The organism is Burkholderia ubonensis (genome assembly GCF_001718695.1).
GTDB lineage: Bacteria > Pseudomonadota > Gammaproteobacteria > Burkholderiales > Burkholderiaceae > Burkholderia > Burkholderia ubonensis_B.
Genome location: NZ_CP013422.1, coordinates 2,025,302 through 2,047,440 on the forward strand (window position 1 = coordinate 2,025,302; position 22,139 = coordinate 2,047,440).

Below are 22,139 nucleotides of genomic sequence, written 5' to 3' on the forward strand. Positions count from 1 at the left end.
GCCGCATGTCCAGGGCGCTCGCCATGCCCTCCCCGTATTCAGGCTCCGGCGTGTGACCGGCACGACCGGCACCACCAGCGCGCCGCATCTCCGCATGTCAGCCCCGCTGCCCGAGCAGCGCGCCAAGGTTCGCGCCGGCACGATTGCTCAGCGCTCGACATCCGCGACGGCGAAAGTCCGCAATTTCCATCCGAGTCGCACCGCGAGCATCCGCATCGCGAAGCCGGCCGCGAGCGCGACCACGGTCGCCACGTCGGCGCCGATGCCCAGGTACTGCATCCCGACATAGAGCGCGCCCGTGCAGAACGCGACGCTCGCATACAGCTCCTCGCGCAGGATCAGCGGCATTTCGTTGCACAGCAGGTCGCGCAGCATCCCGCCGCACACGCCGGTGATCGCGCCGGCCAGCACGACGATGACCGGCGCGCTGCCGGTCGTCGCGCCGATGTCGCAGCCGATGATCGTGAACGCCGCGAGGCCGACCGCATCGACCGTGACGAACAGCGTCTTCATCCGCGCGAGACGGCGCGCCGCCCACGACGCGAAGGTCGCCGCGGCCAGCGTGATGACGAGATACTCGGGATGCGCGATCCAGCCGAGCGGATAGTGGCCGAGCAGCACGTCGCGCACCGTGCCGCCGCCGAGCGCCGTCACCGCGCCGACGAGCGCGAGGCCGAAGCGGTCCATCCCGCGCCGCATGCCCATCAGCGCCCCCGACATCGCCTCCGCGACGATCGCGATCAGGTACAGCGTATGCATCGTGCGCGCCTCAGCTTTCGATACGAAACAGGCCGCGCACACGCGCGCGCCCGGCTGCGTCGATCGCGGGCAGCGGCGTTGCCGGCTTGCGTTGCGCGTGGCGCTCGATGGTTCCCGAAGCGCCGAGCGCGACGACGCGGCGGATCAAAGGCGCGAAGTCGTCGCTGCGCGTACTGCGCGCGGATCGGGCATGGGCGAAATCGCGTCGGTCGACGCGCGCCATGCGCGGCGGCTTCACGGCCACCGATAGGGTTCCGTCGTCGGTAGTCTTCATGTAGTCGGGCGAGACGGTCACCGCGAGCGGGATGCGCCGAACACAGCGGCGCGGCAATGCCGCACACACGGGTGGTCGCGACGATGGGTCGGCGGTGCGATGGATCATGCAGGCTCCTGATTCGATGTGGCGACCGCGCCCGCCGCAGCGGCGTTCGTCGATTGCGAAACGCGCGCATTGTCGAAGGGATGCCGCGATACCGGAACATTCTTTAGCCAAACTTTGACTGGCTAAATTTTATTTAGGAAAGGCCGATGCACGGGCCTCAGCCCCGGGCGCCGCGCCGCGCCCCGCGCGCGGGCGGCTTCGCCTGTACCATCGTCTGCATGTTCGACACTTATCTGCGCCGATGGGATCTCGTTCCCGACGGCGGCCCGATCCTCAGCGCGAGCGGCGGCGTGCTGCCGGTCACCCGGCATGCGCAGCCCGCGATGCTGAAGGTCGCGACCTGCGACGAAGAGCGGCGCGGCAACGCGCTGATGACGTGGTGGAACGGCAACGGCGCCGCGCGGGTGTGGCTGCACGATCGCGACGCGGTGCTGCTCGAACGCGCATGCGCGACGCCGACGCTGGGCGAGCTGTCGGCCGCCGGCCATGACGACGATGCGATCCGCATCGCGTGCGACGCCGTCGCGCGGCTGCATGCGCATCGCGCGCCGCAGCCGCCCGCGACGGTGCCGCTGCGCGACTGGTTCCACGCATTGCTCGCGCACGCGCACGACGACGGCCACGACGAAGTGCTGCGCGTGTCGGCCGAGATAGCCCAGCGGCTGCTGGCCGCCCCCGTCGACGAAGCCGTGCTGCACGGCGACATCCATCACGGCAACGTGCTGAACTTCGGCGATCGCGGCTGGCTCGCGATCGACCCGAAGGGCCTGCACGGCGAGCGCGCATTCGACTATGCGAACCTGTTCTGCAATCCCGCGCACGACCTCGCGGTCGATCGCGCGCGCTTCGAGCGCCGTGTGGCGCTCGTCGCCGACGCCGCGCAGATCGACCGGCAACGGCTGCTGCAATGGATCGTCGCGTGGGCCGGGCTATCCGCGGTGTGGTCGATCGACGACGGACGAACGGCCGATACGCCGCTGCAGGTCGCGATGCTGGCCGCCGGTTCCCTCGGCCTGAAGTAGCACGCGACGCACACGCCCCGTATCACCCAAAAAGACGCCGGCATGCGCCGGCGTTTCCTCCGATCCAACGCGCGATGCTCAGCGCGCGGGATTCAGCGTCAGGTTCATGTGACGGTTCACGTCCTTGTACAGCAGGTAGCGGAAGCGGCCGGGGCCGCCCGAGTAGCACGCCTGCGGGCAGAACGCGCGCAGCCACATGAAATCGCCGGCCTCGACCTCGACCCAGTCCTGGTTCAGGCGATAGACCGCCTTGCCTTCGAGCACGTACAGCCCGTGCTCCATCACGTGCGTCTCCGCGAACGGAATCACGCCGCCCGGCTGGAACGTCACGATGTTCACGTGCATGTCGTGGCGCATGTCGCTCATGTCGACGAAGCGCGTCGTCACCCACGCGCCGTCGGTGCCCGGCATCGGAATCGGCTCGACGTCCTGCTCGTTGGTCACGAACGCTTCCGGCAGCGCAATGCCGTCGACGGCCTGGTAGCGCTTGCGGATCCAGTGGAAGCGCGCGGCGGCGTCGCTGACGTTGTGCAGCGTCCAGTTCGCGCCCGGCGGAATGAACGCGTAGCCGCCCGGCTTCAGCACGTGCTTCGAACCCTGCAGCGTCAGCTCGACTTCGCCTTCGACGACGAACAGCACGGCTTCGGCTTCCTTGTCCTGCTCGGGCTTGTCGCTGCCGCCGCCCGGGTTCACTTCGACGATGTACTGCGAGAAGGTCTCGGCGAAGCCCGACAGCGGGCGCGCGATCACCCACAGGCGCGTGTTCGCCCAGAACGGCAGCCAGCTCGTGACGATGTCGCGCATCACGCCCTTCGGAATGACCGCGTACGCCTCGGTGAACATCGCGCGATCGGTCAGCAGGTCGGTCTGCGGCGGGTGGCCGCCATGCGGCGCGTAATACGTTGTCTTAGACATAGGCATCCAGGCAATGGGTGGGTCCAACGTCCGCAGCGCAACGCGGCCGCGTCGCACGACAGCGCCTTCGTTCGGTCGGACAGGCTTCGCGACGGGGCCGCGCGCGGATCCGGGCGCGCGCCGATGCTTGCCGCTCCGCACACGCTCGGCGTCACGCGGGACGGGATCGGGACGGCAACGCTCGATTCCGTACGCGGGCAGCGCTGACGATAGCGAAGTCGATTGCGACCGACCAATTAAATGTTGCGATGCCTTTCATTCGATTCCGCACTACCGGTGCCGAGGCTCGGCGAGCGTGAGTTGTGCGCGTCGGGGGGAATCGTGACGGTGTCGGCGGACATCGGGCTCTGTGCCGAGCAGTTGCATGGATGTACGCGCGTATGCCGAACGGCTACAAGGGAACGTAGCGCGCGATGTCGTCGAAGAGGAGAAGGTACGGCAGGAGGGAATGCGCCGGCCAATCGAGCGTAGCCGGGGAAGGACTGCGGAGGAACGACAAGACTGCAGGTTTCGTCGGCGACGGCGGCCTCTGCGAGGCCGCCGCGCCTGCCGGATCGGGCGCGCCGGTGCGCGCGTCGCGCACCGTGCGAGGCCCGTCGCGATCAGTCCCAGTCGCGGCGATGACGGTGCTTGCGGTGGCGATAGCCGCGATCGCCATGGTCGCGGTCGTACGAGCTGCGCGACATGTTGCCGCCCAGCGCCGCGCCCGCGCCGCCGCCGACGGCCGCGCCGAGGAGGCCGCCCGTGCGGCCGCCCATCGCGTTGCCCGCCGCGGTGCCTGCGCCGCCGCCGAGCGCGCCGCCGATGATCGCGCCGGTGCGCTCGCGACGGTTCGACGTGACCGCGCCGCCTGCGCCGCCGCCGATCGCGCCGCCGATCACCGAGCCGGTGCTGCCGCCGACGGCGCCGCCGACTGCCGCGCCGGCAACCCCGCCGAGCGCGCCGCCAAGCGCGTTGTTCAAATCACTCGCTGCTGCCGGCAGCGCAGTCGCGCCGGCAAGAGCGGCGACGACGAGGGTGGGGGCGATCTTCTTCCACATGCCCGGTTCTTCCTTGTTCGCAATCTGGTTATTGAAGGTCCGCTCGCTACCACGATCCGAACCGGTCGGCGTCGACTCCGGCATTGTGCGGAACCGCGACCAATTCATTTCAACGAGCTTGCGGCGAAGAATAGCACCGCTCGCAGGTCCTTGCCGCCGTCATTCGGTAACAAGTTGTTCGCCGAAACGGAACCGGAAAAGCTTGCCGGAAATCGGCCGCGAAGGCCCGTCGGCCGGGGCTCCGCCGGCGGCCGCCCACGGTTTCCGCGCGGGCCGGAACGGGCGCGAGGCATCGCTTCGGACACACGTGGCAACACATCGGCGCAGCCGCACGCGGCGGCAACGATCGCGCGACACGCGGAGTCCGATCGACGCGCGCGATGCGCTACGCATGCATTGCGGGTTCGTCGCAGCGGCTGCCTGCGGCGGGCGGAATCACCGTGAAGAATAGGACGAGGCGCAGCCGGCTCAATGAACGAGCAAGCCGTCGATGGCTCGGGCGACAGAGTTGGGATGGATGGCGCGACGTACGGAGAACGCGGCGTCACGACGCGCAGCAATACGAATGCGCCGGCTCGACACGGCCGCGCGGCGCGCATGCTGGACGCGCCGCGCGTACCGCGCGATCAGCGGATGCGGAAGTGGCCGCCGATACCGACGCTGACCGGCGGCGCGTAATAGGCCGGTGCATAGCCGTAGTAGGCCGGCGCGGGCGCATAGCCGTACGCGGGCGCGGGTGCGTAGCCGTAAGGCGGCGCGACATAGCAGCCGGACAGGCCCGCGATCAGCGCAAACGAGATGAGGACTTTGTACATGGCTCGACTCCGGCGAAAAGAACGCATCGCACCGTGCGAGCGCCGTGCCGTCGCGGCGTGCGACCGTACGGCCGCATGCGCCGATCCGCGTTGCCGTCGCCCGGTGTAGCGATGCGCGGAGTCTAGCGCCGGCCTCCGCGGGAGGCGTTTCGCTGGCCGTTACAGGTGTTACCGGGCGTCACCGCGGAAACAGCCGCGGCGGGCGCCGCGGCGCGCGCGTGCTGGCGCCCTGGCCGGAGCGAGCCGCGCGGCCGTTACACGAAACGTGCGCGGATGCGCTGCGCGAGGGCTTCCAGCGTCGCCGCGTCGGCGACGTCGCGCGCGTGCATCCGCAACTCGACGCCTTCCCAGCGCGGGATCACATGGAAGTGCACGTGCGCGACCGTCTGGCCCGCGGCGCGACCGTTGAACTGGCCGATGAACATGCCGTCCGGCCGCAGCGCATCGCGCACGGCGGCCGCGACGCGCTGCGTCATGCGAATGCACGCGGCCGCGGCATCGGCGGACAGGTCGAAGATTTCCGCTGCGGGCTCCTTCGGGATCACGAGCACGTGACCGTCCGCCTGCGGCATCAGGTCCATGATCACGAGCGTGGCGTCGTCTTCCGCAACCTTGACGCACGGCAGGTCGCCGCGAAGGATTTTTGCGAACGGGTTGTTGGTGTCGTAGGACATGGCGTTTTCCGGTTTCTGGATTGGGTTCGAGGGGTAACGATGCCGGTCGATTATCGACCGGCCGCCGTCCGCAGTTCAACCTGCGCATCTCCGGCGCGCGTTTGCCGGCTTGCCGGTCGCGCCATCGCACGTGCAGCGACGCGCGATGCACGCTGCCGCCGTTCGTCACGCGCGCGCGATTGCACCGCGTCGCCCGAACCTGCGACACTGCCGGATCGTTGCCGGCCGGCACGCCACCGAGGACGCTCGCGCATGACGCTCCCGTTCAAATCGCTGATCCTGCGCGGCGCCGCCGTCGCAGTCGCCGTCACGCTCGGCTACGCCGGCTACACGCTGTCCCGGCTCGCGCCGATCGCGACCGGCTACGCGGCCAAGACGCTGTGCTCGGGCGTGTTCGTATCCGGCCGCCCGGCGGCGTCGGTGATCGACGTGGACATCATGGCGGGCGTGCATCCGCTGCTCAAGCTCGTGCGTCCGTCGCTCGATCCGGAGCATCGGCGCGCGGTCGCGACGTTCGCCGGTTTCGCGCGACGCGAGGCCGACTTCCGGCCGGGGCTCGGGTGCACGCTCGCGCTCGGCCCGGCGCACGATGTGCTGCCGGCCGCGCTGCCGCCCGTTGCCGATCCGCCGCACGCCGTGGCCGTAGCCGCGCCGGCCGCCCTATCGGGCATCGACACCGGCAAGCTGCAGCACGCGCTCGACCGCGCGTTCGACGAGCCCGATCCCGCGCGGCCGCGGCGCACGCGCGCGGTGGTCGTGCTCCATCGCGGCCGGGTGATCGCCGAGCGCTACGCGCCGGGCTTTTCGGCGGACATGCCGCTGCCCGGCTGGTCGATGACCAAGAGCGTGACCGCCGCGCTGATCGGCATGCTCGTCGCGCAGCACAAGCTCTCGCCGGACGCGTCGGCGCTGCTGCCCGAATGGCGCGACGCCGGCGATCCGCGCGCGCGCATCACGCTCGACGAACTGCTGCGGATGACGAGCGGCCTGCGATTCAACGAAGACTATGACGACCCGCTGTCCGACGTCGCCGTGATGCTGTTCACGCAGCCCGACACCGCGCGCTTCGCGTCGGCCATGCCGCTCGCGGCGCCGCCGGGCACGCGCTGGCATTATTCGAGCGGCACGAGCGCGATTCTCGCGCGCGTGATGCGCGACGCGATGGGCGGCACGGAAACCGACTACCTCGCGTTCCCCCAACACGCGCTGTTCGCGCCGCTCGGCATGCGCAATGCGTTCTTCGAGCCGGATGCGTCGGGCACGCTCGCGAGCGCGTCGTTCATGTATGCCAGCGCGCGCGACTGGGCGCAGTTCGGGCAGCTGCTCCTCCAGGACGGCGTGTGGGACGGCAAGCGCCTGCTGCCCGAAGGCTGGGTGCGCTACATGGCGCGCGCGACGCCGCAAGCGCCGCGCCGGGAATTCGGCGCGCATCTGTGGGTGAAGGTGCCCGAGCCGTTCAACGACCCCGATCCGCACGCGCCGGCGCTGCCGGCGGACGCGTTCCATGCGGTCGGGCACGAAGGCCAGTTCGTGAGCGTGGTGCCGAGCAGGCAGCTGGTGATCGTGCGGCTCGGTGTGTCGCGGCCGGAAGCCGCGTGGAATCACGAAGCGTTCCTCGCGCGCGTGCTCGACGCGGTGCCGGCGGCGGCGGCCCGGTGACGATGCAATGCCGCAGCGCCGGCCGCGCACGCGCGCGACGCCGCGTGCATCGTTACGGGTTCGCGCTGCCCGCGTACTTCTTGAAGCCCTCGCGCGTCGCCAGACGCTCGACGTAGCGCTGCACCGCCGGCAGATCGGGACGCTCGAACGGCGTGCCGAGCCAGCGGTTCACCGACAGCCCGATCGGAATGTCGGCGAGCGTGAAGCGGTCGCCGGCCACGAACGCGCCGGTCGCGTCGAGTTGCGCGTTCAGCACGCGCATGTGCTTCGTCCAGTCCGCGATCGACTTTGCAATGCCGTCCGGGTCCTGATGATCGGGCGACTTTCTCACGAGGCCCTGAAACGCGAACACCCACGAACGGTTCAGGTCCGAGGCCTGCCAGTCGAGCCACTGGTCGATCCGCGCGCGGGCCTGCGGCTCGGCCGGATAAAGCGACTCGCCGCCGTAGCGGTTCGCGAGGTAGCGGATGATCGTGTTCGATTCCCAGAGCACGAAATCGCCGTCCTTGATGACCGGCACGAGGCCGTGCGGATTCAGCGCGAGGTAGGCCGGATCGTCGGTCGAACGAAAGCCGGCGCCCCAGTCTTCGCGTTCGAACGGCAGGTCGAGTTCCGCGCACAGCCACAACACCTTGCGCACGTTGATGGACGGGATCTTGCCGAGGATGTGCAGCATGCAGGCTCCTTGTGAGGGTCGAGAGCGGAGCGGTCGGCCGGCACGGCGCGGCCGAACGCGGTCATGTCGGATTTATACACGAGCGCGCGGAAATCGACAGCGCGCGCTCGTGAAATCGGCGTTTCCGCCGCCGTCGCGCCGCCCGCATCGGCCCGGCTACGCGCCGCGGCACGCACGCGCCGCGGCGGTCCGACCCGACGCTCGCAAGCGCCGCCCTGTTCCCACCGCGCCCGCCGCGCCCGCCGCTTCCTTTACAATGCGCGGGATTTTTCCGTTTTCAGGCCGTCCCTGCCTTTCTGACAAGAGGATTTCATGATCATCAAACCGCGCGTGCGTGGCTTCATCTGCGTGACGACTCATCCCGTCGGCTGCGAAGCCAACGTCAAGGAACAGATCGACTATGTGACTTCGCACGGCCCGATTGCCGGCGGCCCGAAAAAGGTGCTCGTGATCGGCGCATCGACCGGCTACGGCCTCGCCGCTCGCATCACGGCCGCGTTCGGCTCGGGCGCGGACACGCTCGGCGTGTTCTTCGAGCGCGCCGGCAGCGAAACGAAGCCCGGCACGGCCGGCTGGTACAACAGCGCGGCATTCGAGAAATTCGCGGCCGCGAAGGGCCTGTATGCGCGCAGCATCAACGGCGACGCGTTCTCCGACGCGGTCAAGCAGGTCACGATCGACACCATCAAGCGCGACCTCGGCAAGGTCGACCTCGTCGTCTACAGCCTCGCCGCGCCGCGCCGCACGCATCCGAAGACGGGCGAGACGATCAGCTCGACGCTCAAGCCGATCGGCAAGTCGGTCAGCTTCCGCGGCCTCGACACCGACAAGGAAGTGATCCGCGAAACGGTGCTCGAGCCGGCGACGCAGGAAGAAATCGACGGCACCGTCGCGGTGATGGGCGGCGAGGACTGGCAGATGTGGATCGACGCGCTGCACGACGCCGGCGTGCTGGCCGACGGCGCGAAGACCACCGCGTTCACGTACCTCGGCGAGCAGATCACGCACGACATCTACTGGAACGGCTCGATCGGCGCGGCGAAGAAGGATCTCGACAAGAAGGTGCTCGCGATCCGCGACACGCTCTCCCCGACCGGCGGCGATGCGCGCGTGTCGGTGCTGAAGGCGGTCGTCACGCAGGCGAGCTCGGCGATCCCGATGATGCCGCTCTACCTGTCGCTGCTGTTCAAGGTCATGAAGGAACAAGGCACGCACGAGGGCTGCATCGAGCAGGTCTACGGGCTGCTCAAGGACAGCCTGTACGGCGCGACGCCGCACGTGGACGACGAAGGCCGCCTGCGCGCGGACTACAAGGAGCTCGATCCGCAGGTGCAGGCGAAAGTCGCCGCGCTGTGGGATCAGGTCACGAACGAGAACCTGTACGAGCTGACCGATTTCGCCGGCTACAAGACGGAGTTCCTGCGCCTGTTCGGCTTCGCGATCGCCGGTGTCGACTACGAGGCGGACGTGAATCCGGACGTGCAGATTCCCGGCATCATCGACACGACGGCCTGACGGCCGATGCCCGCCGCGTGCGCATGCGTGCGGCGGGCCGTGTCGGCGCGGACGTCATCGCGTTCGCCGCCGCAGCGCGGTCGCTTCACTGGACGGCCGCTGCGGCATCCCACAGCGGCTGCCGGCCGAGCGCCGCATGCCATGCATCGAAACGCGTGCGCCACGATTCGAACGGCTCGGTCAGCGGGTGACGCGGATCGCCGCTGAGCGAATACGCCATTCCCTCGATCAGCCAGCGCGGCTTGGTCGCGACCGCCAGATTGCCGAGCGCTTCCGCCTGCCGATGGTGGATCAGCTCGTGCGCCACGAAGTAGGTCTGCCAGCCGCGCGGCGCGAAGACCACGCCGAAGTCTCCCAGCGTCAATGCCGCGCGTTCGCCGAGGCCGAACCGGTCGGCACACGCGCGCGTCGAGCAGAACACGACGCGCGGCGCCGAGCGGAATGCGCCGGTCACCGCCGCCGCGCGCGCGTAACCGTCGCGATAGAGCTGCCGCGCCTCGCCGAGCTTCGCGGGATCGTCGATGCAGATGTCGGCGCCCGCGCACGACACGCCGGGAACCAGCGCGGGCGCGATCACGCGCAACGGCTTGACGAGCGCCCATGCGGCGACGGGCAACGCGACGAGCAGGCCCGCGAGGGCAACGGCGATGGGGGTGCGTTTCATCGGGGCGGGGTTCCTTGGTGGGAAGGAGGATGTTGCGGCATCGATCGATCGGACGGTCGGGCGGCGCGGCCTGCGCAGCTTTTTGCGCCGTCGCGCGCCAGCGGCGGCGCGATCACGTCGCCTGCCCGCCCCGCAGCCCGTCGGCCGCGGCGCCCCATCGACTCGACCGGATCCCGAGCCACAGAATCGCGACGCTGCATCCTAGCAGGAGCGCCTCGAGCAGCGTCGAGTCGAGGTGCCAATAGCGCGACAGCAGCACGACGACGAGATCGATCGCGAAATGAACCGCGATCGCGCCGAGCAGCCAGCGCTTCGTGCCGCGCACGAACGTCTGCATCACCATCAGCGACATCCCGACATGCGCGGCAACCGCGCTCACGCGCTCGAGCACCGCGAGGAACGGCGACGCGAGCGTCATGCCGGCGAACTGCGACGCGATCAGCGTTTGCACGCCCGCGCTGGTCACGAGCCCGGCGCGCGCGAGCAGATAGCCGCCGCAGAGCGCGACGAAGCCGACGCCGACCAGCAGCATCGCCTCCAGCCCGCCGTGGCCGAGCCCGTACATCACCGCGGTGCGCGGATCGCGTTGCCCGGCCAGCAGATAGCGGAACGCGACCCAGCGCCCGCACTCCTCGAACAGTGCCGCGGTGAGCGCCGCGAATACGAGCATCGGCATATGCCAGCGCGGATCGTCGCCGAGCCAGCGAAACAGCGGAATCTGCCAAGACAGCCGCAGCACCGGCTGGAATACGAAGAAGATCAGCATCCCGCAGAAAAACGCGCGCCACGGCACGCCCGCGCGATGCCGCCACACGAGCGCGAGCAGCGGCGGGCCGGCCAACGCGGTGACGCCCGCGCAGAACGTGGCGAACAGCAGAACCGGATCGATGATGTGCATGGGAACGGAACGGGATGAAAGGGCGAGTGGACGTGCGCGGCGCCGATCGTGCGTGCATCACGACACAAGCTGCTTGTGAAAATACGTGGTCGCGCACGGCGTGCCGTCCGGCATCAGCGCGTAGTTTGGCACGTCCCCGACCCGTTGCCACCCTGCCCGCTCATACAGTCTCGCGGCATCGCTGCCGGTCACCGTGTCTAGCACGAGGACGGCCTTGCCGGCTTCGCGTGCGGCGTGGTCGGCGGCGGCCAGCAGCTTCGCGGCGATGCCCTGCCGACGCGCGCGGCGGGACACGAGCATCTTCGCGACGTCGGCGCGATGCGGCTGGTTCTCCGCTTGCGCGGTCACGATCTGCACGGTGCCGACGATGCGCGCGGCCGCGTCCTCGGCGACGAGCAGGATGCGCTCGCCGCGCGCCACGCCTTCGGCAACCTGCTTCCAGAATGCAACGGCCGTCGCGCGCGCGATCGGCAGCATGAAGCTGACGGATGCGCCGCCCTCGACGCAGTCGATGAGCACGTCGGCCAGCGCATCGGCGCACGCATGTGCTTCGCGCGCGTCGACGCGACGCACGGTGACAGGTTCGGTCATTCCTTCTCTCTCCGGAAGTCAGGCGGGCGGCATGCGCCCGATCGAAGCCGACGACGGCATGCGCGCGAAGGCGCGCACGGGACGGCCCGCGTCCGCCAATACGGCGCCGAGCCGGGCCGCCGAGTGATGCCGCCCCGTCATGCTACGCGAACCGACGATGCATCGCCTATGCTCGCTGCACGGCCCACTTTCAGCGATGTATCGCAGGCGCCGGCCGCCAGGTCGATGCGTTGAGCGTTGCTGCGCCGACAACGGCGCGCGGACCATTCCGGCGCTGGCCGCACCGTTCGATATGACGCGACCGTCGTCCTGAAGCGTGTCGCAGCGCCCCCGTCCTGGCGCGATCCGCGAATCGGAACGCTCGCGGCCCTGCAAGCGACTCGTCATTGCGAGACGCCTGCCGCGCGCCTACGATGCGTGAAAGAAGCACGACGACACGCCGTCGCCGGCGTGCACCGTCACGCGCTTCGCAGGAGGCGACATGCTGCACATGCACACGCATTCGACCCGCGTCAGCCGGCATCTGAACGCACCGCGCGGACGCGTCTACCGCGCATTGCTCGATCCGCACGCGATCGAGCAGTGGAAAGCGCCGGACGGCATGACTTGCCGCGTGGATGCGTTCGATGCGCGCGAAGGCGGTGCGCTGCGCGTGTCGCTCAGCTACGACGCGCCGTCGGACGGCACCGGCAAGACCACCGCGCACACCGACACTTATCACGGCCGCTTCGTGACCCTTGTGCCGAATGAGCTCGTCGTCGAGATCGACGCATTCGAAACCGACGATCCCGCGCTGCGCGGCGCGATGACGATCACGATCACGCTGTCCGACGACGCCGGCAGCACGCGCATCGACGCGGTCCACGACGGCCTGCCGCCCGGCGTGCCGGCCGCCGACAACGAGACGGGCTGGCGCATGGCGCTGGCGAAGCTCGCGGCGCTGGTCGAGCACGGGTGAGCCGGCCCGCAGCACACACTGCCAGCCGGCAGCGCGAAAGCCCGCCGCATGCGACACTGGCCGCCGCTGCGTGCATCGCGCCGGCCGCCGGCGCGATGCCCGTGACCGCCTTCCGACTCCGCACAAGGGACCGACGATGAACGCCACGCGCACCGCCACCTGGTATTTCGATTTCGTTTCGCCGTTCGCCTATCTGCAGCTGGAACGCTTCGACACGTTGCCGCCCGACATCGCGTTCGAGCCCAAGCCGATCGTGCTCGGCGCGCTGCTCGCGCACTGGGGCCAAAAGGCGCCCGCCGAGATCGCGGCGAAGCGCGTGTTCACCTACCGCCACGCGCAGTACCGCGCCGACAAGCTCGGCATCGCGTTCCGGATGCCGCCCGCGCATCCGTTCAATCCGATCCGGCCGCTGCGCCTCGCGATCGCGATGGGCGGCTCGCTCGATGCGATCCGGCGCATCTTCCGCCATATCTGGCGCGACGGGCATGACGTCGCGTCGCCGGAAGGCTTCGCCGCGCTGTGCGACGCCGTCGGCTTCCCCGAAGGCGTGACCGCCGTCGATGCGCAGGAAGTGAAGGACGCGCTGCGCGCGCATACCGACCACGCGATCGCGCACGGCGTGTTCGGCGTGCCGACGTTCGAACTCGACGGCGACCTGTTCTGGGGCGAGGATGCGACCGCGATGTTCGTCGATTGCGTCGCGTCGCGCGCGTGGCTCGACTCGCCCGAAGTGCGCCGCATCAGCGCGCTGCCGGACGGCATCCGGCGCGGCTGACGGCGCGCCCGGCGCCTACGCGCCGCGGTCTTCGACGAGCGGCGGCACCGCCTCCCGCATCAGCGCGGCGAACCGCACGAGCCGCGACGGATAGAACTGCGCATACGGATAGGTCAGGTAGACCGGCAGCGGCGCGGCCTCCCATTGCGGCGCGAGATGCACGAGGCGCCCGTGCGCCAGGTCGTCCGCCAGCAGCCATGACGAGCCGACGCACGCGCCGGCGCCGAGCAGCGCGGCGCTGCGCAGCGCATACAGGTTCGCGGTGCTGATGCGCGGCCGGATCGCGATGCGCCGCGTCTCGCCCGTGACCGCATGCGTGAGCGCCAGTTCGTTGCGATAGTAAGTGCTCAGCGACAGCCACGGCAGCGCGGCGAGCGCGTCGGGCTCGGCCGGCACGGGGGCGCCGTTCAGCACCGACGGCGCGGCAACCACGAAGCGCGGCACCTTCGACAGCCGGATCGCGACGACGCCCGGATCGGTCGGCTCGCCGACCTGGATCGCGCAGTCGATGCCGCTGCCGATGAAATCCCGCACCTCGTCCTGCAGCAGCCACTCCACCGACACGCGCGGATAGTCGCGCAGGAACCGCGCCAGCGGCCCGACGAAGCGCTCCTGCCCGAACGCGTGCGGCACCGCGACCCGCAGCAGCCCCTCGGGCTCCTCCTGCGCGCCGCGCAGGTCGGCTTCGAACGCAGCCCAGCTCGCCAGCAGTTCCTTCGCGCGCTTGAAGCAGCGCTCGCCGTCGACGGTCAGCCGCATCGTGTGCGTCGTGCGCTGCAGCAGCCGCACGCCGAGCGAGCGCTCGAGCGCCTGCAGCCGGCGGCTGATCGTCGGCTGGGTCGTGTTCAGTTGCGCGGCGGCGGCCGACAGGCTGCCCGATTCGACTATGCGCACGAAGGTTTCCATCAGCTCGAAACGATAGCCGGCGCCCTCCACCGGAACCGTGCGATGACGCGTAGACCCGCCAGCAGCGGACTTGACAGGGATTTTCTCTTTCATACGCCAAGCGTATAACAAATCTGCGCCGCACGGTACTACCGTCGCCCGCGCCGCGCCGGCACACTCGCATCCATTCCTTCACCCCACACAGGATGCCCATCATGTCCACCCCGACGAACCTCGACGCCGCGACCCGCGCGCCGCTTGCCCCGCCGCACGCGGCCACCACCGCCGCCCCGCTCGACGGCCGCCTCGTGCTGCTGCTCGCCGCCGCGGCCGGCCTCGCGGTCGCGCCGCTCTACTACAGCCAACCGATGCTCGGCGTGCTCGGGCCCGATCTCGGCGCGTCCGAGCGGGCGGTCGGCCTCGTGCCGACGCTGACGCAGCTCGGCTATGCGCTCGGCATCCTGCTGCTCGCGCCGCTCGGCGACCGCTTCGACCGCCGCCGCGTGATCGTGACCAAGGCGGCCGCGCTGGTCGGCGCGCTGCTGCTGGCCGCGGCCGCGCCGTCGATCGGCCTGCTGCTGGCCGCGAGCTTCGCGATCGGCCTGTCCGCGACGATGGCGCAGGACGTCGTGCCGGCCGCGGCCACGCTCGCGCACGACGCGCATCGCGGCCGGACGGTCGGCACCGTGATGACCGGCCTGCTGATGGGCATCCTGCTGTCGCGGGTGGTCAGCGGCTTCGTCGCCGAGAACCTCGGCTGGCGCACGATGTTCGTGATCGCCGCCGCGAGCGTCGCGGCGATCGGCGTCGTGGCCGCGCGCGGCCTGCCGCGCTTCGAACCGACGACGCGCCTGTCGTATCGCGCGCTGATGGGCTCGCTCGGCGAGCTGTGGCGCCGCCATCCCGCGCTGCGGCGCGCGGCGCTGGCGCAAGGCCTGCTGTCGGTCGGCTTCAGCGCGTTCTGGTCGACGCTCGCGGTGATGCTGCACGGTGCGCCGTTCCATCTCGGCAGCGCGGCGGCCGGCGCGTTCGGCCTCGCAGGCGCGGCCGGCGCACTGGCCGCACCGGTCGCCGGCCGGCTCGCCGACCGTCATGGGCCGGAGCGGGTCACGCGGCTCGGCATCGGCATCGCCACACTGTCGTTCGCGGTCATGGCGCTCGCGCCGCTGCTGTCGGCGCACGCGCAGCTCGCGCTGCTCGCGGCGGGCACGATCGGCTTCGACCTCGGCGTGCAGGCGACGCTGATCGCGCACCAGTCGATCGTGTACCGCATCGATCCCGCGTCGCGCAGCCGCCTCAACGCGGTGCTGTTCGTCGGCATGTTCATCGGCATGGCGGCCGGCGCCGCGATCGGCAGTCAACTGCTCGCGCAGTTCGGCTGGACCGCGGTGCTCGCGCTCGCCGTCGCGGCGTCGCTCGCGGCGCTCGCCGTGCGGATGTGGCGCCGGTAATTCTTCCGCGCAGCGCGGATATGAAGCGGGCAGGCTCGACGGCCTGCCCGCTTTTTTTATTTTCTTTCGCGGGTCGCACGGGGCGCCGCCGCGCGACAGCCGGGCGCGGCCGGCGCCCCCGGTCCGCTCATCCGGTGCAAGGTCGACGGCACGTCGCCCGCTCGGCAGTCCGGCCAATTATTTTTCCGCACGCCCCGATGGTTGCTCCTGCAACCGTATGACGATTTCGCGGAGCCGCGCCGCACGGCGTCGAGCAATCCGGCCCCATCGAAAAACCGCATTTTCTCCGGGAATTCCCGGTATTTTTTCGCATTTTCTTCAACATTACCGATGACATACTTGCCCCCCGTCGTGCTCGGTTGCGAGCGCGCTTTCTGATTCCGCCGGTCGCAGCCGATGGGTTGCCGTGCCGTCGGGCCGCATGACATGAATGATTTCGACACCACGATCCAGGTCTTCCTCACGCACATCACGTTCGGGCCGCTGCTGAATCATGCGATCCGCGTCGTCGCCGGCCTGTACACGTTCAAGGGCTTCGTGCTCGTGCCCGTGCTGTGCTGGCTGTGGTTCCAGCCGGGCCCGCACAGCGAGCGGCGGCGGGAGATGATCGTCGCGACGATCGCGAGCGGCCTCGTCGCGCTCGCGGCCGGCCGACTGCTCGCGAAGACCCTGCCGTTCCGCCTGCGGCCGATCTACAACCCGGAGCTGCACCTGCACTTTCCGTCCTCGGAACTGCGCGCGGCGACGCTGCAGACGTGGAGTTCGTTTCCGAGCGACCACGCGATGCTGTGGATGGCGATCTCGACCGGCATCTTCCTGATGTCGCGCCGCGTCGGCGTGCTCGCGCTGCTGTATACGATCGTGTTCATCTGCGTGCCGCGCGCGTATCTCGGCTTTCACTATCCGACCGACCTGCTGGCGGGCGCCGCGATCGGCGTCGCGATCACGTGGCTGATGACGCGCGACGCGATCCGCGCGCACTACGCGCCGCCGGTGCTGCGGCTGATCGGGCGCTTTCCGGCGCCGGCGTACACGCTTGCGTTCCTGCTGTGCTTCGAGCTGATCACGCAGTTCGACGAAGTGCTGACGCTCGCGCTGTCGGTCACGCATACGACGTTGTAACGGCGTGGTCGGCGGATGCGTTCGGTGCGGTCGTCGCGACGCGCGCGCATACGCTGTGGGCCGCGGGCGATCGCATCGCGCAGCTCGCATGGAGGTGGATGCGGTGCCGATGCCGATGCCGAGCCGGTGCCGGCGCGAGTAAGGCTGCGTCCACGTGCGTCAGTCGCGATCGGACGCGCCGAGCGGAAAGGACGCACGATACGATCGTGCTTCATCAACCGCGCATGCAAACGACGAACGCGCAAGCAACCGCGTGCGCGTCCGGCCAATTCGACATCGGCCCGCGATGTTCTTACGCTCGCCCGTCCGCCACGATGCGCCCTTCGCTGCGCCAGCGCAGCATGCCGCCGCCGAGATTCGCGATCGCGTCGAAACCCGCCTGCCGCAGGATCACGGTCGCCTGCGCGGACCGTCCGCCCGCGCGGCACACGGTCACGATCGGCCGGTCGCGCGTGAGCTCGGCCGCGCGCGCGGCCAGTTCGCCGAGCGGAATCGGCGTCGCGTCCGGAATGTGCCCGAGCGGCCCGGTGAATTCGGCGGGCTCGCGCACGTCGACGATCTGCACCGCGTTCAGATGATCCTCGAGCCACTGCGGATCGATTTCCCAGAAGCCGGCGAACGTATAGACGAGCGGCGCCCAGCCGGGCTCGTCCTGCCGCTCCGGCGCGCTCGCCGCGATCCCGCATTTCAGGTTCGCGGGCACCGCGACGTCGATCCGGCGCGGGTGCGGCAGCCCGAGGTTCGTCATGTAGCCAGCGAAATCGTCCTCGCTGAGATCGCCGCCGAGGCGCGGATTGAAGCGCCGCTCCTCGCCGACGCTCGTCACGGTCAGCCCGCGGTAGTCGTGCGCCGGGTACAGCAGGCAGCTTTCCGGCAGCGTGAAGAGCCGGCCGTGCACCGCGCGATACATCGCGCGCGGGTCGCCCTGCTGGAAATCGGTGCGGCCGGTGCCGCGGATCAGCAGGCAATCGCCGATGAACGCCATCGATTCGTCGTCGAGCACGAGGCTGATGCAGCCGTTCGTGTGGCCCGGCGTCGCGCGCACGGTCAGGTAGCGCTCGCCGAACGCGCAATGGTCGCCGTCGCGCAGATAGCGGTCCGCGCCCGCCGCGCCGCTCGCCGCGGAAATGGCGATGGCGCTGCCGGTGCGCTGCTTCAGCAGCCACGCGCCCGTCACGTGATCGGCGTGCACGTGCGTGTCGATCGTCGCGCCAAGCCGCAGGCCGAGTTCGTCGATCAGCGCCGCATCGCGGCGCACCTGCTCGAACACCGGATCGATCAGCACCGCTTCGCGCGATGCCGGGTCGGCGAGCAGATAGGTGTAGGTCGACGATTGCGGGTCGAACAGTTGGCGGAAGATCATGGCGATGTTGCTCCGTCGGCGGAGTGTGGCGGTCGCGCGGAAGGCGGCATGGATGCCGCCGATGCGGGGCGATATGCGCACGTGTACCCACAAGCGTAGTGCAAAACGCGGCGGCCATTGGCGGCTTCGTACGGGAGACGCGTGACGCTGCGGGCAGTCGCATGCGGCCTTACACTGGCGGGCCTCATCTCACGTCACCGGAGTTGCGTCGCATGTCGCTGACGATTGATCCGAAGCAGGCCGCCGCGCTGCTGGCCGTCGCCGACACGGGCAGCTTCGAGCAGGCGGCGGTGCGCCTGCACGTGACCGCGTCCGCCGTCACGCAGCGGGTGCGCGCGCTGGAGGCGAGCCTCGGCACGCCGCTCGTGCTGCGCACGCGGCCGTGCCGGCCGACCGTCGCCGGGCAGCGCGTGCTGCAGCACCTGCGCCGCGTCGCGCTGCTGCAGGCCGATCTGCAGAGCGCGCTCGCGATCGAGCGCGAATCGCCGATCTCCGTCACGATCGCGCTCAATTCCGACAGCCTCGGCACGTGGTTCCTGCCCGCGCTGACGTCGGTGCTTGCCGGCGAGCGCATCCTGTTCGAGCTGATCGTCGAGGACCAGGACCATACGTTCGCGCTGCTCGAAAGCGGGATGGCGGTCGGCTGCGTGACGACCGAGCCGAAGCCGATGCGCGGCTGCGTCGCGACGCCGCTCGGCACGATGCGCTACCGGCTGCTCGCCGCGTCCGCGTTCGCCGCGCGCTGGTTTCCGCGCGGCCTCAATCGCGCGAGCGCGCGCCGCGCGCCGGTCGTCGCGTATTCGCGGCGCGACACGCTGCAATCGTCGTTTCTGGAAGAAAAGTTCGGGCTGCCCGTCGGCGCCTACCCGTGCCACTACGTGCCGGGCACGCACGCGCATTTCGCGGCGGTGAAGCACGGGCTCGGCTATGCGATGGTGCCGGCGCCGCTGCTCGGCGACACGCCGCTCGACGCGCAGGGCCTCGTCGATCTCGCGCCCGCGCATCCGACCGACGTCACGCTGTACTGGCACGCGTGGACCGTGCAGTCGCCGGCGATGGCGTCGTTGTCCGCGCGCGTCGTCGAAGCGGCGCGGCGGCTGCTCGCGCCGCTCGCGCGCTGATCGCTTCGACGGCGCAGCGCCGCCGCCCGGTTACGCGCGCCGCTGCGCGAAATACGCGCCGACCGCGGCGACGAACGTGTCGATGTCGTCGCGCGACACGTCGCAGTGCGTGACGAAACGCGATGCGTACAGCATCTGCGTGAGAATCCCGCGTTCCTTGAGCCACGCTTCGAGCGGCGCGCAGTCGGCTTCGGGGAACTGCGCGAACACCATGTTCGTCGCGTGCGACAGCACCTTCACCTCATCGATGCGCGCGAGCCCCGCGGCAAGGCGCGCGGCGTTCTCGTGATCGTCCGCGAGCCGCTCGACGTTGTGCTCGAGCGCATACAGGCACGCGGCCGCGAGCAGCCCCGACTGCCGCATCGCGCCGCCGAGCATCTTGCGCCAGCGCCTTGCGCGCTCGATCAGCGGCCGGCTGCCGACCAGCACCGAGCCGACCGGCGCGCCGAGCCCCTTCGAGAAGCAGATCGACACCGTGTCGAACGGCGCGCACAGGTCCGCGATCGCGCGGCCCGACGCGACGGCCGCGTTGCACACGCGCGCGCCGTCGAGGTGCGTGGACAGCCCGCGGCTGCGCGCGAGCGCGGCGGCCTCTTCCACGTAGCCGGCCGGCAGCACGCGGCCGCCGATCGTGTTTTCGAGCGCGAGCAGCCGCGAGCGCGCGAAGTGGTCGTCGAGCGGCTTGATCGCGGCGACGATCCTGTCGATCGGCAGCGTGCCGTCGGGCGCGTTGTCGATCGGCTGCGGCTGGATGCTGCCGAGCACCGCCGCGCCGCCGCCTTCGTATTTGTAGGTGTGCGCCTGCTGGCCGACGATGTATTCGTCGCCGCGTTCGCAATGCGCCATCAGCGCGGCGAGATTGCTCTGCGTGCCGCTCGGCAGGTACAGGCCCGCCTCCTTGCCCGCGCGCTCGGCCGTCGCGGCCTGCAGGCGCTTGACGGTCGGGTCGTCGCCCCACACGTCGTCGCCGACTTCGGCGGCTGTCATTGCGGCCAGCATCGCGGGGCTGGGGCGCGTCACGGTATCGCTGCGTAGATCGATCATCGGTGGTCCCTGAGTGAGCGCGGGCCGGCACGGGCGTGCCCGAGCCGGCCTGCCGAAAGGAGACTCAGAGTGTACGCAATTCGCCGGGCGGCTGCCGGCCGCGCGGGCGTGACGGGCAGCGGGCATCGCGCGCCCGATGATGCGACGCGCCATATTGACGCAGGTGCGGCGGGCCGCCGCGCCCCGCCCGCCGCAGGCCGCGCCGCGATCTTGATACGAATCAACGATTTAACGCGGCGGCGCCGCACCGGGTCTGGACATCTGCGACGAGTTGGCGCATTTCGCAGCGCAATATCGCGTCCCATACTCCAGCCAACCCTGCAACCGCCCTCGGCCAGGGTCCGCCGGCAGGCCCGCCGGCGGGTATCGACAGCTTCGGTCAACTGGTATGGATACCGCATTTTCGGCCCTCGATCTGGCCCGCCTGCAATTCGCGTTCACCGTCTCGTTTCACATCGTCTTTCCGGCGCTCAGCATCGGCCTCGCGAGCTTCATCGCGGTGCTCGAATACCGCTGGCTCAAGACCGGCAAGCCGTACTACAAAACCCTCTGCCTCTTCTGGTCGAAGATCTTCGCCGTCGCGTTCGGGATGGGCGTCGTCTCCGGCGTGGTGATGAGCTATCAGTTCGGCACCAACTGGGCCGGCTTCTCGAGCTTCGCCGGCTCGGTCACCGGCCCGCTGCTGATGTACGAAGTGATGACCGCGTTCTTCCTCGAAGCCGGCTTCCTCGGCATCATGCTGTTCGGCTGGAACCGCGTCAGCCCGCGCGCGCACTTCGGCGCGACGCTGATGGTCGCGATCGGCACGATCATCTCGACGTTCTGGATCCTCGCGTCGAACAGCTGGATGCAGACGCCGCAGGGCTTCGAGATCGTCGACGGCCGCGTCGTGCCGACCGACTGGTTCGCGATCATCTTCAACCCGTCGTTCCCGTACCGCCTCTTCCACATGGCGATCGCCGCGTTCATCGTGGCCGCACTGGTGGTCGCCGCGACCGGCGCATGGCACCTGCTGAAGGGCCGCCGCGACCAGGGCGTGAAGAAGATGTTCTCGATGGCGCTGTGGCTGCTGCTGGTGCTCGCGCCGGTGCAGGCGCTGATCGGCGACCAGCACGGCATCAACACGCTGAAGCACCAGCCGGCGAAGATCGCCGCGATCGAGGGCCTGTGGGAAACCGAGAAGGGCGGCACGCCGCTCAACCTGTTCGGCATTCCCGACATGCAGGCCGAAACGACGCGTTACGCGGTGAAGGTCCCGCACCTCGGCAGCCTGATCCTCACGCACAGCTGGGACGGCGAGATCCGCGGCCTGAAGGAATTCCCGCCGGAAGACCGGCCGAACTCGACGGTCGTGTTCTGGAGCTTCCGGATCATGGTCGGCCTCGGCTTCGCGATGATCGCGCTCGCCGCGCTCGCATGGCTGCTGCGCCGCCGCGACCGCCTGTATGAATCGAAGGGGTTCCAGCGCTTCGCGCTCGCGATGGGCCCGACCGGTTTCGTGTCGCTGCTCGCGGGCTGGGTGACGACCGAGGCGGGCCGCCAGCCGTGGGTCGTGTACGGCGTGATGCGCACCGCGCAGGCCGTGTCGCCGCTCTCCGCGCAGCAGGTCAGCATTTCGATGATGGCGTTCGTGGTCGTGTACTTCCTCGTGTTCGGCACCGGCGTCTACTACATGCTCAAGCTGATGAAGGCCGGCCCCGCGCTGCCCGACGTCCCGCACGACGACAAGCCGGACACGCGCCCCGACCACACCGCGCGCCGCCCGATGTCGGCCGTCGAAGAGCTGATCGAGACCGTCTGAACGGCCCGA

Annotated in this window: 22 protein-coding genes; 9 read left to right on the forward strand and 13 right to left on the reverse strand. The window is 69.8% G+C overall.

The genetic code is table 11. The annotated features are described in order from the left end of the window. Nucleotides 1-147: 147 nt before the first annotated feature. Nucleotides 148-759: a trimeric intracellular cation channel family protein gene (locus tag WJ35_RS28540; protein ID WP_069240527.1), complete on the reverse strand. Its 612-nt coding sequence runs from the start codon at nt 757-759 to the stop codon at nt 148-150. Nucleotides 760-769: 10 nt separating this feature from the next. Beyond that, complete coding sequence (locus WJ35_RS32470) at nt 770-982, reverse strand: hypothetical protein (RefSeq protein ID WP_224020231.1); 213 nt, start codon at nt 980-982, stop codon at nt 770-772. Between the two features lie 377 nt (nt 983-1,359). Between WJ35_RS32470 and WJ35_RS28550 the strand changes: the two genes are divergently transcribed. After that, nucleotides 1,360-2,163: an aminoglycoside phosphotransferase family protein gene (locus tag WJ35_RS28550; RefSeq protein WP_059623687.1), complete on the forward strand. Its 804-nt coding sequence runs from the start codon at nt 1,360-1,362 to the stop codon at nt 2,161-2,163. Between the two features lie 78 nt (nt 2,164-2,241). On the opposite strand, the gene WJ35_RS28555 is transcribed toward WJ35_RS28550, so the two are convergent. The 4 genes from WJ35_RS28555 to WJ35_RS28570 all read right to left on the reverse strand — a co-directional run bounded on the left by WJ35_RS28555 (nt 2,242) and on the right by WJ35_RS28570 (nt 5,607). Beyond that, a complete protein-coding gene (locus tag WJ35_RS28555; protein ID WP_069240528.1) occupies nt 2,242-3,078 on the reverse strand; it encodes a bifunctional allantoicase/(S)-ureidoglycine aminohydrolase in 837 nt (278 codons plus the stop codon). 602 nt (nt 3,079-3,680) lie between these two features. Further along, nucleotides 3,681-4,118 (reverse strand): hypothetical protein, encoded by a 438-nt coding sequence (locus WJ35_RS28560; protein WP_069240529.1) that lies wholly within the window; start codon nt 4,116-4,118, stop codon nt 3,681-3,683. 626 nt (nt 4,119-4,744) lie between these two features. After that, entirely contained in the window at nt 4,745-4,933 is a 189-nt protein-coding gene (locus WJ35_RS28565) for a hypothetical protein (protein ID WP_069240530.1), read from the reverse strand. Between the two features lie 254 nt (nt 4,934-5,187). Further along, nucleotides 5,188-5,607, reverse strand: a complete 420-nt coding sequence (locus WJ35_RS28570; protein WP_069240531.1) for an HIT family protein — start codon at nt 5,605-5,607, stop codon at nt 5,188-5,190. A gap of 252 nt (nt 5,608-5,859) precedes the next feature. Here WJ35_RS28570 and WJ35_RS28575 point away from each other — a divergent pair, with 252 nt between their 5' ends. Beyond that, nucleotides 5,860-7,266, forward strand: a complete 1,407-nt coding sequence (locus WJ35_RS28575; protein ID WP_069240532.1) for a serine hydrolase domain-containing protein — start codon at nt 5,860-5,862, stop codon at nt 7,264-7,266. Nucleotides 7,267-7,318: 52 nt separating this feature from the next. Here WJ35_RS28575 and WJ35_RS28580 read toward each other — a convergent pair whose 3' ends face one another. Then, nucleotides 7,319-7,942, reverse strand: coding sequence for a glutathione S-transferase family protein (locus tag WJ35_RS28580; RefSeq protein WP_069240533.1), 624 nt, complete (start codon nt 7,940-7,942; stop codon nt 7,319-7,321). Nucleotides 7,943-8,254: 312 nt separating this feature from the next. Between WJ35_RS28580 and fabV the strand changes: the two genes are divergently transcribed. After that, a complete protein-coding gene (gene fabV / locus WJ35_RS28585) occupies nt 8,255-9,457 on the forward strand; it encodes an enoyl-ACP reductase FabV (protein ID WP_069240534.1) in 1,203 nt (400 codons plus the stop codon). Nucleotides 9,458-9,542: 85 nt separating this feature from the next. Here the strand turns inward: fabV and WJ35_RS28590 are convergent, their stop codons facing one another. The 3 genes from WJ35_RS28590 to WJ35_RS28600 form a co-directional block, all read right to left on the reverse strand. After that, entirely contained in the window at nt 9,543-10,121 is a 579-nt protein-coding gene (locus WJ35_RS28590) for a membrane protein (RefSeq protein WP_034193383.1), read from the reverse strand. Nucleotides 10,122-10,233: 112 nt separating this feature from the next. Beyond that, nucleotides 10,234-11,019 (reverse strand): YhfC family intramembrane metalloprotease, encoded by a 786-nt coding sequence (locus WJ35_RS28595; protein ID WP_045577637.1) that lies wholly within the window; start codon nt 11,017-11,019, stop codon nt 10,234-10,236. Between the two features lie 57 nt (nt 11,020-11,076). Continuing rightward, nucleotides 11,077-11,610, reverse strand: coding sequence for a GNAT family N-acetyltransferase (locus WJ35_RS28600; RefSeq protein ID WP_069240535.1), 534 nt, complete (start codon nt 11,608-11,610; stop codon nt 11,077-11,079). A 481-nt stretch (nt 11,611-12,091) separates the two neighbouring features. Here WJ35_RS28600 and WJ35_RS28605 point away from each other — a divergent pair, with 481 nt between their 5' ends. Both WJ35_RS28605 and WJ35_RS28610 read left to right on the forward strand, forming a co-directional pair. Further along, on the forward strand, nt 12,092-12,568 hold the full coding sequence (locus tag WJ35_RS28605; RefSeq protein WP_069240536.1) for an SRPBCC family protein: 477 nt from the start codon (nt 12,092-12,094) through the stop codon (nt 12,566-12,568). 136 nt (nt 12,569-12,704) lie between these two features. Beyond that, the gene (locus WJ35_RS28610; RefSeq protein WP_069240537.1) at nt 12,705-13,343 is read left to right on the forward strand and encodes a 2-hydroxychromene-2-carboxylate isomerase; all 639 of its coding nucleotides are present in this window, start codon (nt 12,705-12,707) and stop codon (nt 13,341-13,343) included. 15 nt (nt 13,344-13,358) lie between these two features. Here the strand turns inward: WJ35_RS28610 and WJ35_RS28615 are convergent, their stop codons facing one another. Next, on the reverse strand, nt 13,359-14,342 hold the full coding sequence (locus tag WJ35_RS28615; RefSeq protein ID WP_069240538.1) for a LysR family transcriptional regulator: 984 nt from the start codon (nt 14,340-14,342) through the stop codon (nt 13,359-13,361). Between the two features lie 101 nt (nt 14,343-14,443). Between WJ35_RS28615 and WJ35_RS28620 the strand changes: the two genes are divergently transcribed. Beyond that, nucleotides 14,444-15,679 carry an MFS transporter gene (locus WJ35_RS28620; protein ID WP_069240670.1) on the forward strand — a complete coding sequence of 412 codons (1,236 nt, stop codon included), beginning with the start codon at nt 14,444-14,446 and terminating at the stop codon, nt 15,677-15,679. Nucleotides 15,680-16,105: 426 nt separating this feature from the next. Then, nucleotides 16,106-16,801 (forward strand): phosphatase PAP2 family protein, encoded by a 696-nt coding sequence (locus tag WJ35_RS28625; protein ID WP_069240539.1) that lies wholly within the window; start codon nt 16,106-16,108, stop codon nt 16,799-16,801. Between the two features lie 292 nt (nt 16,802-17,093). Here WJ35_RS28625 and WJ35_RS28630 read toward each other — a convergent pair whose 3' ends face one another. Then, nucleotides 17,094-18,164, reverse strand: coding sequence for a rhodanese-like domain-containing protein (locus WJ35_RS28630; protein ID WP_069240540.1), 1,071 nt, complete (start codon nt 18,162-18,164; stop codon nt 17,094-17,096). A 212-nt stretch (nt 18,165-18,376) separates the two neighbouring features. Between WJ35_RS28630 and WJ35_RS28635 the strand changes: the two genes are divergently transcribed. Then, complete coding sequence (locus WJ35_RS28635; RefSeq protein ID WP_010099508.1) at nt 18,377-19,285, forward strand: HTH-type transcriptional regulator ArgP; 909 nt, start codon at nt 18,377-18,379, stop codon at nt 19,283-19,285. A gap of 30 nt (nt 19,286-19,315) precedes the next feature. Here WJ35_RS28635 and ltaE read toward each other — a convergent pair whose 3' ends face one another. Next, on the reverse strand, nt 19,316-20,329 hold the full coding sequence (ltaE, locus tag WJ35_RS28640) for a low-specificity L-threonine aldolase (RefSeq protein ID WP_060237066.1): 1,014 nt from the start codon (nt 20,327-20,329) through the stop codon (nt 19,316-19,318). Between the two features lie 388 nt (nt 20,330-20,717). Here ltaE and WJ35_RS28645 point away from each other — a divergent pair, with 388 nt between their 5' ends. Continuing rightward, nucleotides 20,718-22,130: a cytochrome ubiquinol oxidase subunit I gene (locus WJ35_RS28645; protein ID WP_010090108.1), complete on the forward strand. Its 1,413-nt coding sequence runs from the start codon at nt 20,718-20,720 to the stop codon at nt 22,128-22,130. The last annotated feature ends 9 nt before the right edge of the window (nt 22,131-22,139 follow it).

Bases quoted from the DNA above. Each gene is read 5' to 3' on its own strand.
- WJ35_RS28600 (WP_069240535.1), bottom strand. From the start codon at position 11,610: ATGACCGAACCTGTCACCGTGCGTCGCGTCGACGCGCGCGAAGCACAT.
- WJ35_RS28630 (WP_069240540.1), bottom strand. From the start codon at position 18,164: ATGATCTTCCGCCAACTGTTCGACCCGCAATCGTCGACCTACACCTAT.
- WJ35_RS32470 (WP_224020231.1), bottom strand. From the start codon at position 982: ATGGCGCGCGTCGACCGACGCGATTTCGCCCATGCCCGATCCGCGCGC.
- WJ35_RS28565 (WP_069240530.1), bottom strand. From the start codon at position 4,933: ATGTACAAAGTCCTCATCTCGTTTGCGCTGATCGCGGGCCTGTCCGGC.
- WJ35_RS28645 (WP_010090108.1), top strand. From the start codon at position 20,718: ATGGATACCGCATTTTCGGCCCTCGATCTGGCCCGCCTGCAATTCGCG.
- WJ35_RS28590 (WP_034193383.1), bottom strand. From the start codon at position 10,121: ATGAAACGCACCCCCATCGCCGTTGCCCTCGCGGGCCTGCTCGTCGCG.
- fabV (WP_069240534.1), top strand. From the start codon at position 8,255: ATGATCATCAAACCGCGCGTGCGTGGCTTCATCTGCGTGACGACTCAT.
- WJ35_RS28575 (WP_069240532.1), top strand. From the start codon at position 5,860: ATGACGCTCCCGTTCAAATCGCTGATCCTGCGCGGCGCCGCCGTCGCA.
- WJ35_RS28595 (WP_045577637.1), bottom strand. From the start codon at position 11,019: ATGCACATCATCGATCCGGTTCTGCTGTTCGCCACGTTCTGCGCGGGC.
- WJ35_RS28540 (WP_069240527.1), bottom strand. From the start codon at position 759: ATGCATACGCTGTACCTGATCGCGATCGTCGCGGAGGCGATGTCGGGG.
- WJ35_RS28580 (WP_069240533.1), bottom strand. From the start codon at position 7,942: ATGCTGCACATCCTCGGCAAGATCCCGTCCATCAACGTGCGCAAGGTG.
- WJ35_RS28555 (WP_069240528.1), bottom strand. From the start codon at position 3,078: ATGTCTAAGACAACGTATTACGCGCCGCATGGCGGCCACCCGCCGCAG.
- WJ35_RS28620 (WP_069240670.1), top strand. From the start codon at position 14,444: ATGTCCACCCCGACGAACCTCGACGCCGCGACCCGCGCGCCGCTTGCC.
- ltaE (WP_060237066.1), bottom strand. From the start codon at position 20,329: ATGATCGATCTACGCAGCGATACCGTGACGCGCCCCAGCCCCGCGATG.
- WJ35_RS28560 (WP_069240529.1), bottom strand. From the start codon at position 4,118: ATGTGGAAGAAGATCGCCCCCACCCTCGTCGTCGCCGCTCTTGCCGGC.
- WJ35_RS28570 (WP_069240531.1), bottom strand. From the start codon at position 5,607: ATGTCCTACGACACCAACAACCCGTTCGCAAAAATCCTTCGCGGCGAC.
- WJ35_RS28625 (WP_069240539.1), top strand. From the start codon at position 16,106: ATGAATGATTTCGACACCACGATCCAGGTCTTCCTCACGCACATCACG.
- WJ35_RS28610 (WP_069240537.1), top strand. From the start codon at position 12,705: ATGAACGCCACGCGCACCGCCACCTGGTATTTCGATTTCGTTTCGCCG.
- WJ35_RS28605 (WP_069240536.1), top strand. From the start codon at position 12,092: ATGCTGCACATGCACACGCATTCGACCCGCGTCAGCCGGCATCTGAAC.
- WJ35_RS28550 (WP_059623687.1), top strand. From the start codon at position 1,360: ATGTTCGACACTTATCTGCGCCGATGGGATCTCGTTCCCGACGGCGGC.
- WJ35_RS28615 (WP_069240538.1), bottom strand. From the start codon at position 14,342: ATGAAAGAGAAAATCCCTGTCAAGTCCGCTGCTGGCGGGTCTACGCGT.
- WJ35_RS28635 (WP_010099508.1), top strand. From the start codon at position 18,377: ATGTCGCTGACGATTGATCCGAAGCAGGCCGCCGCGCTGCTGGCCGTC.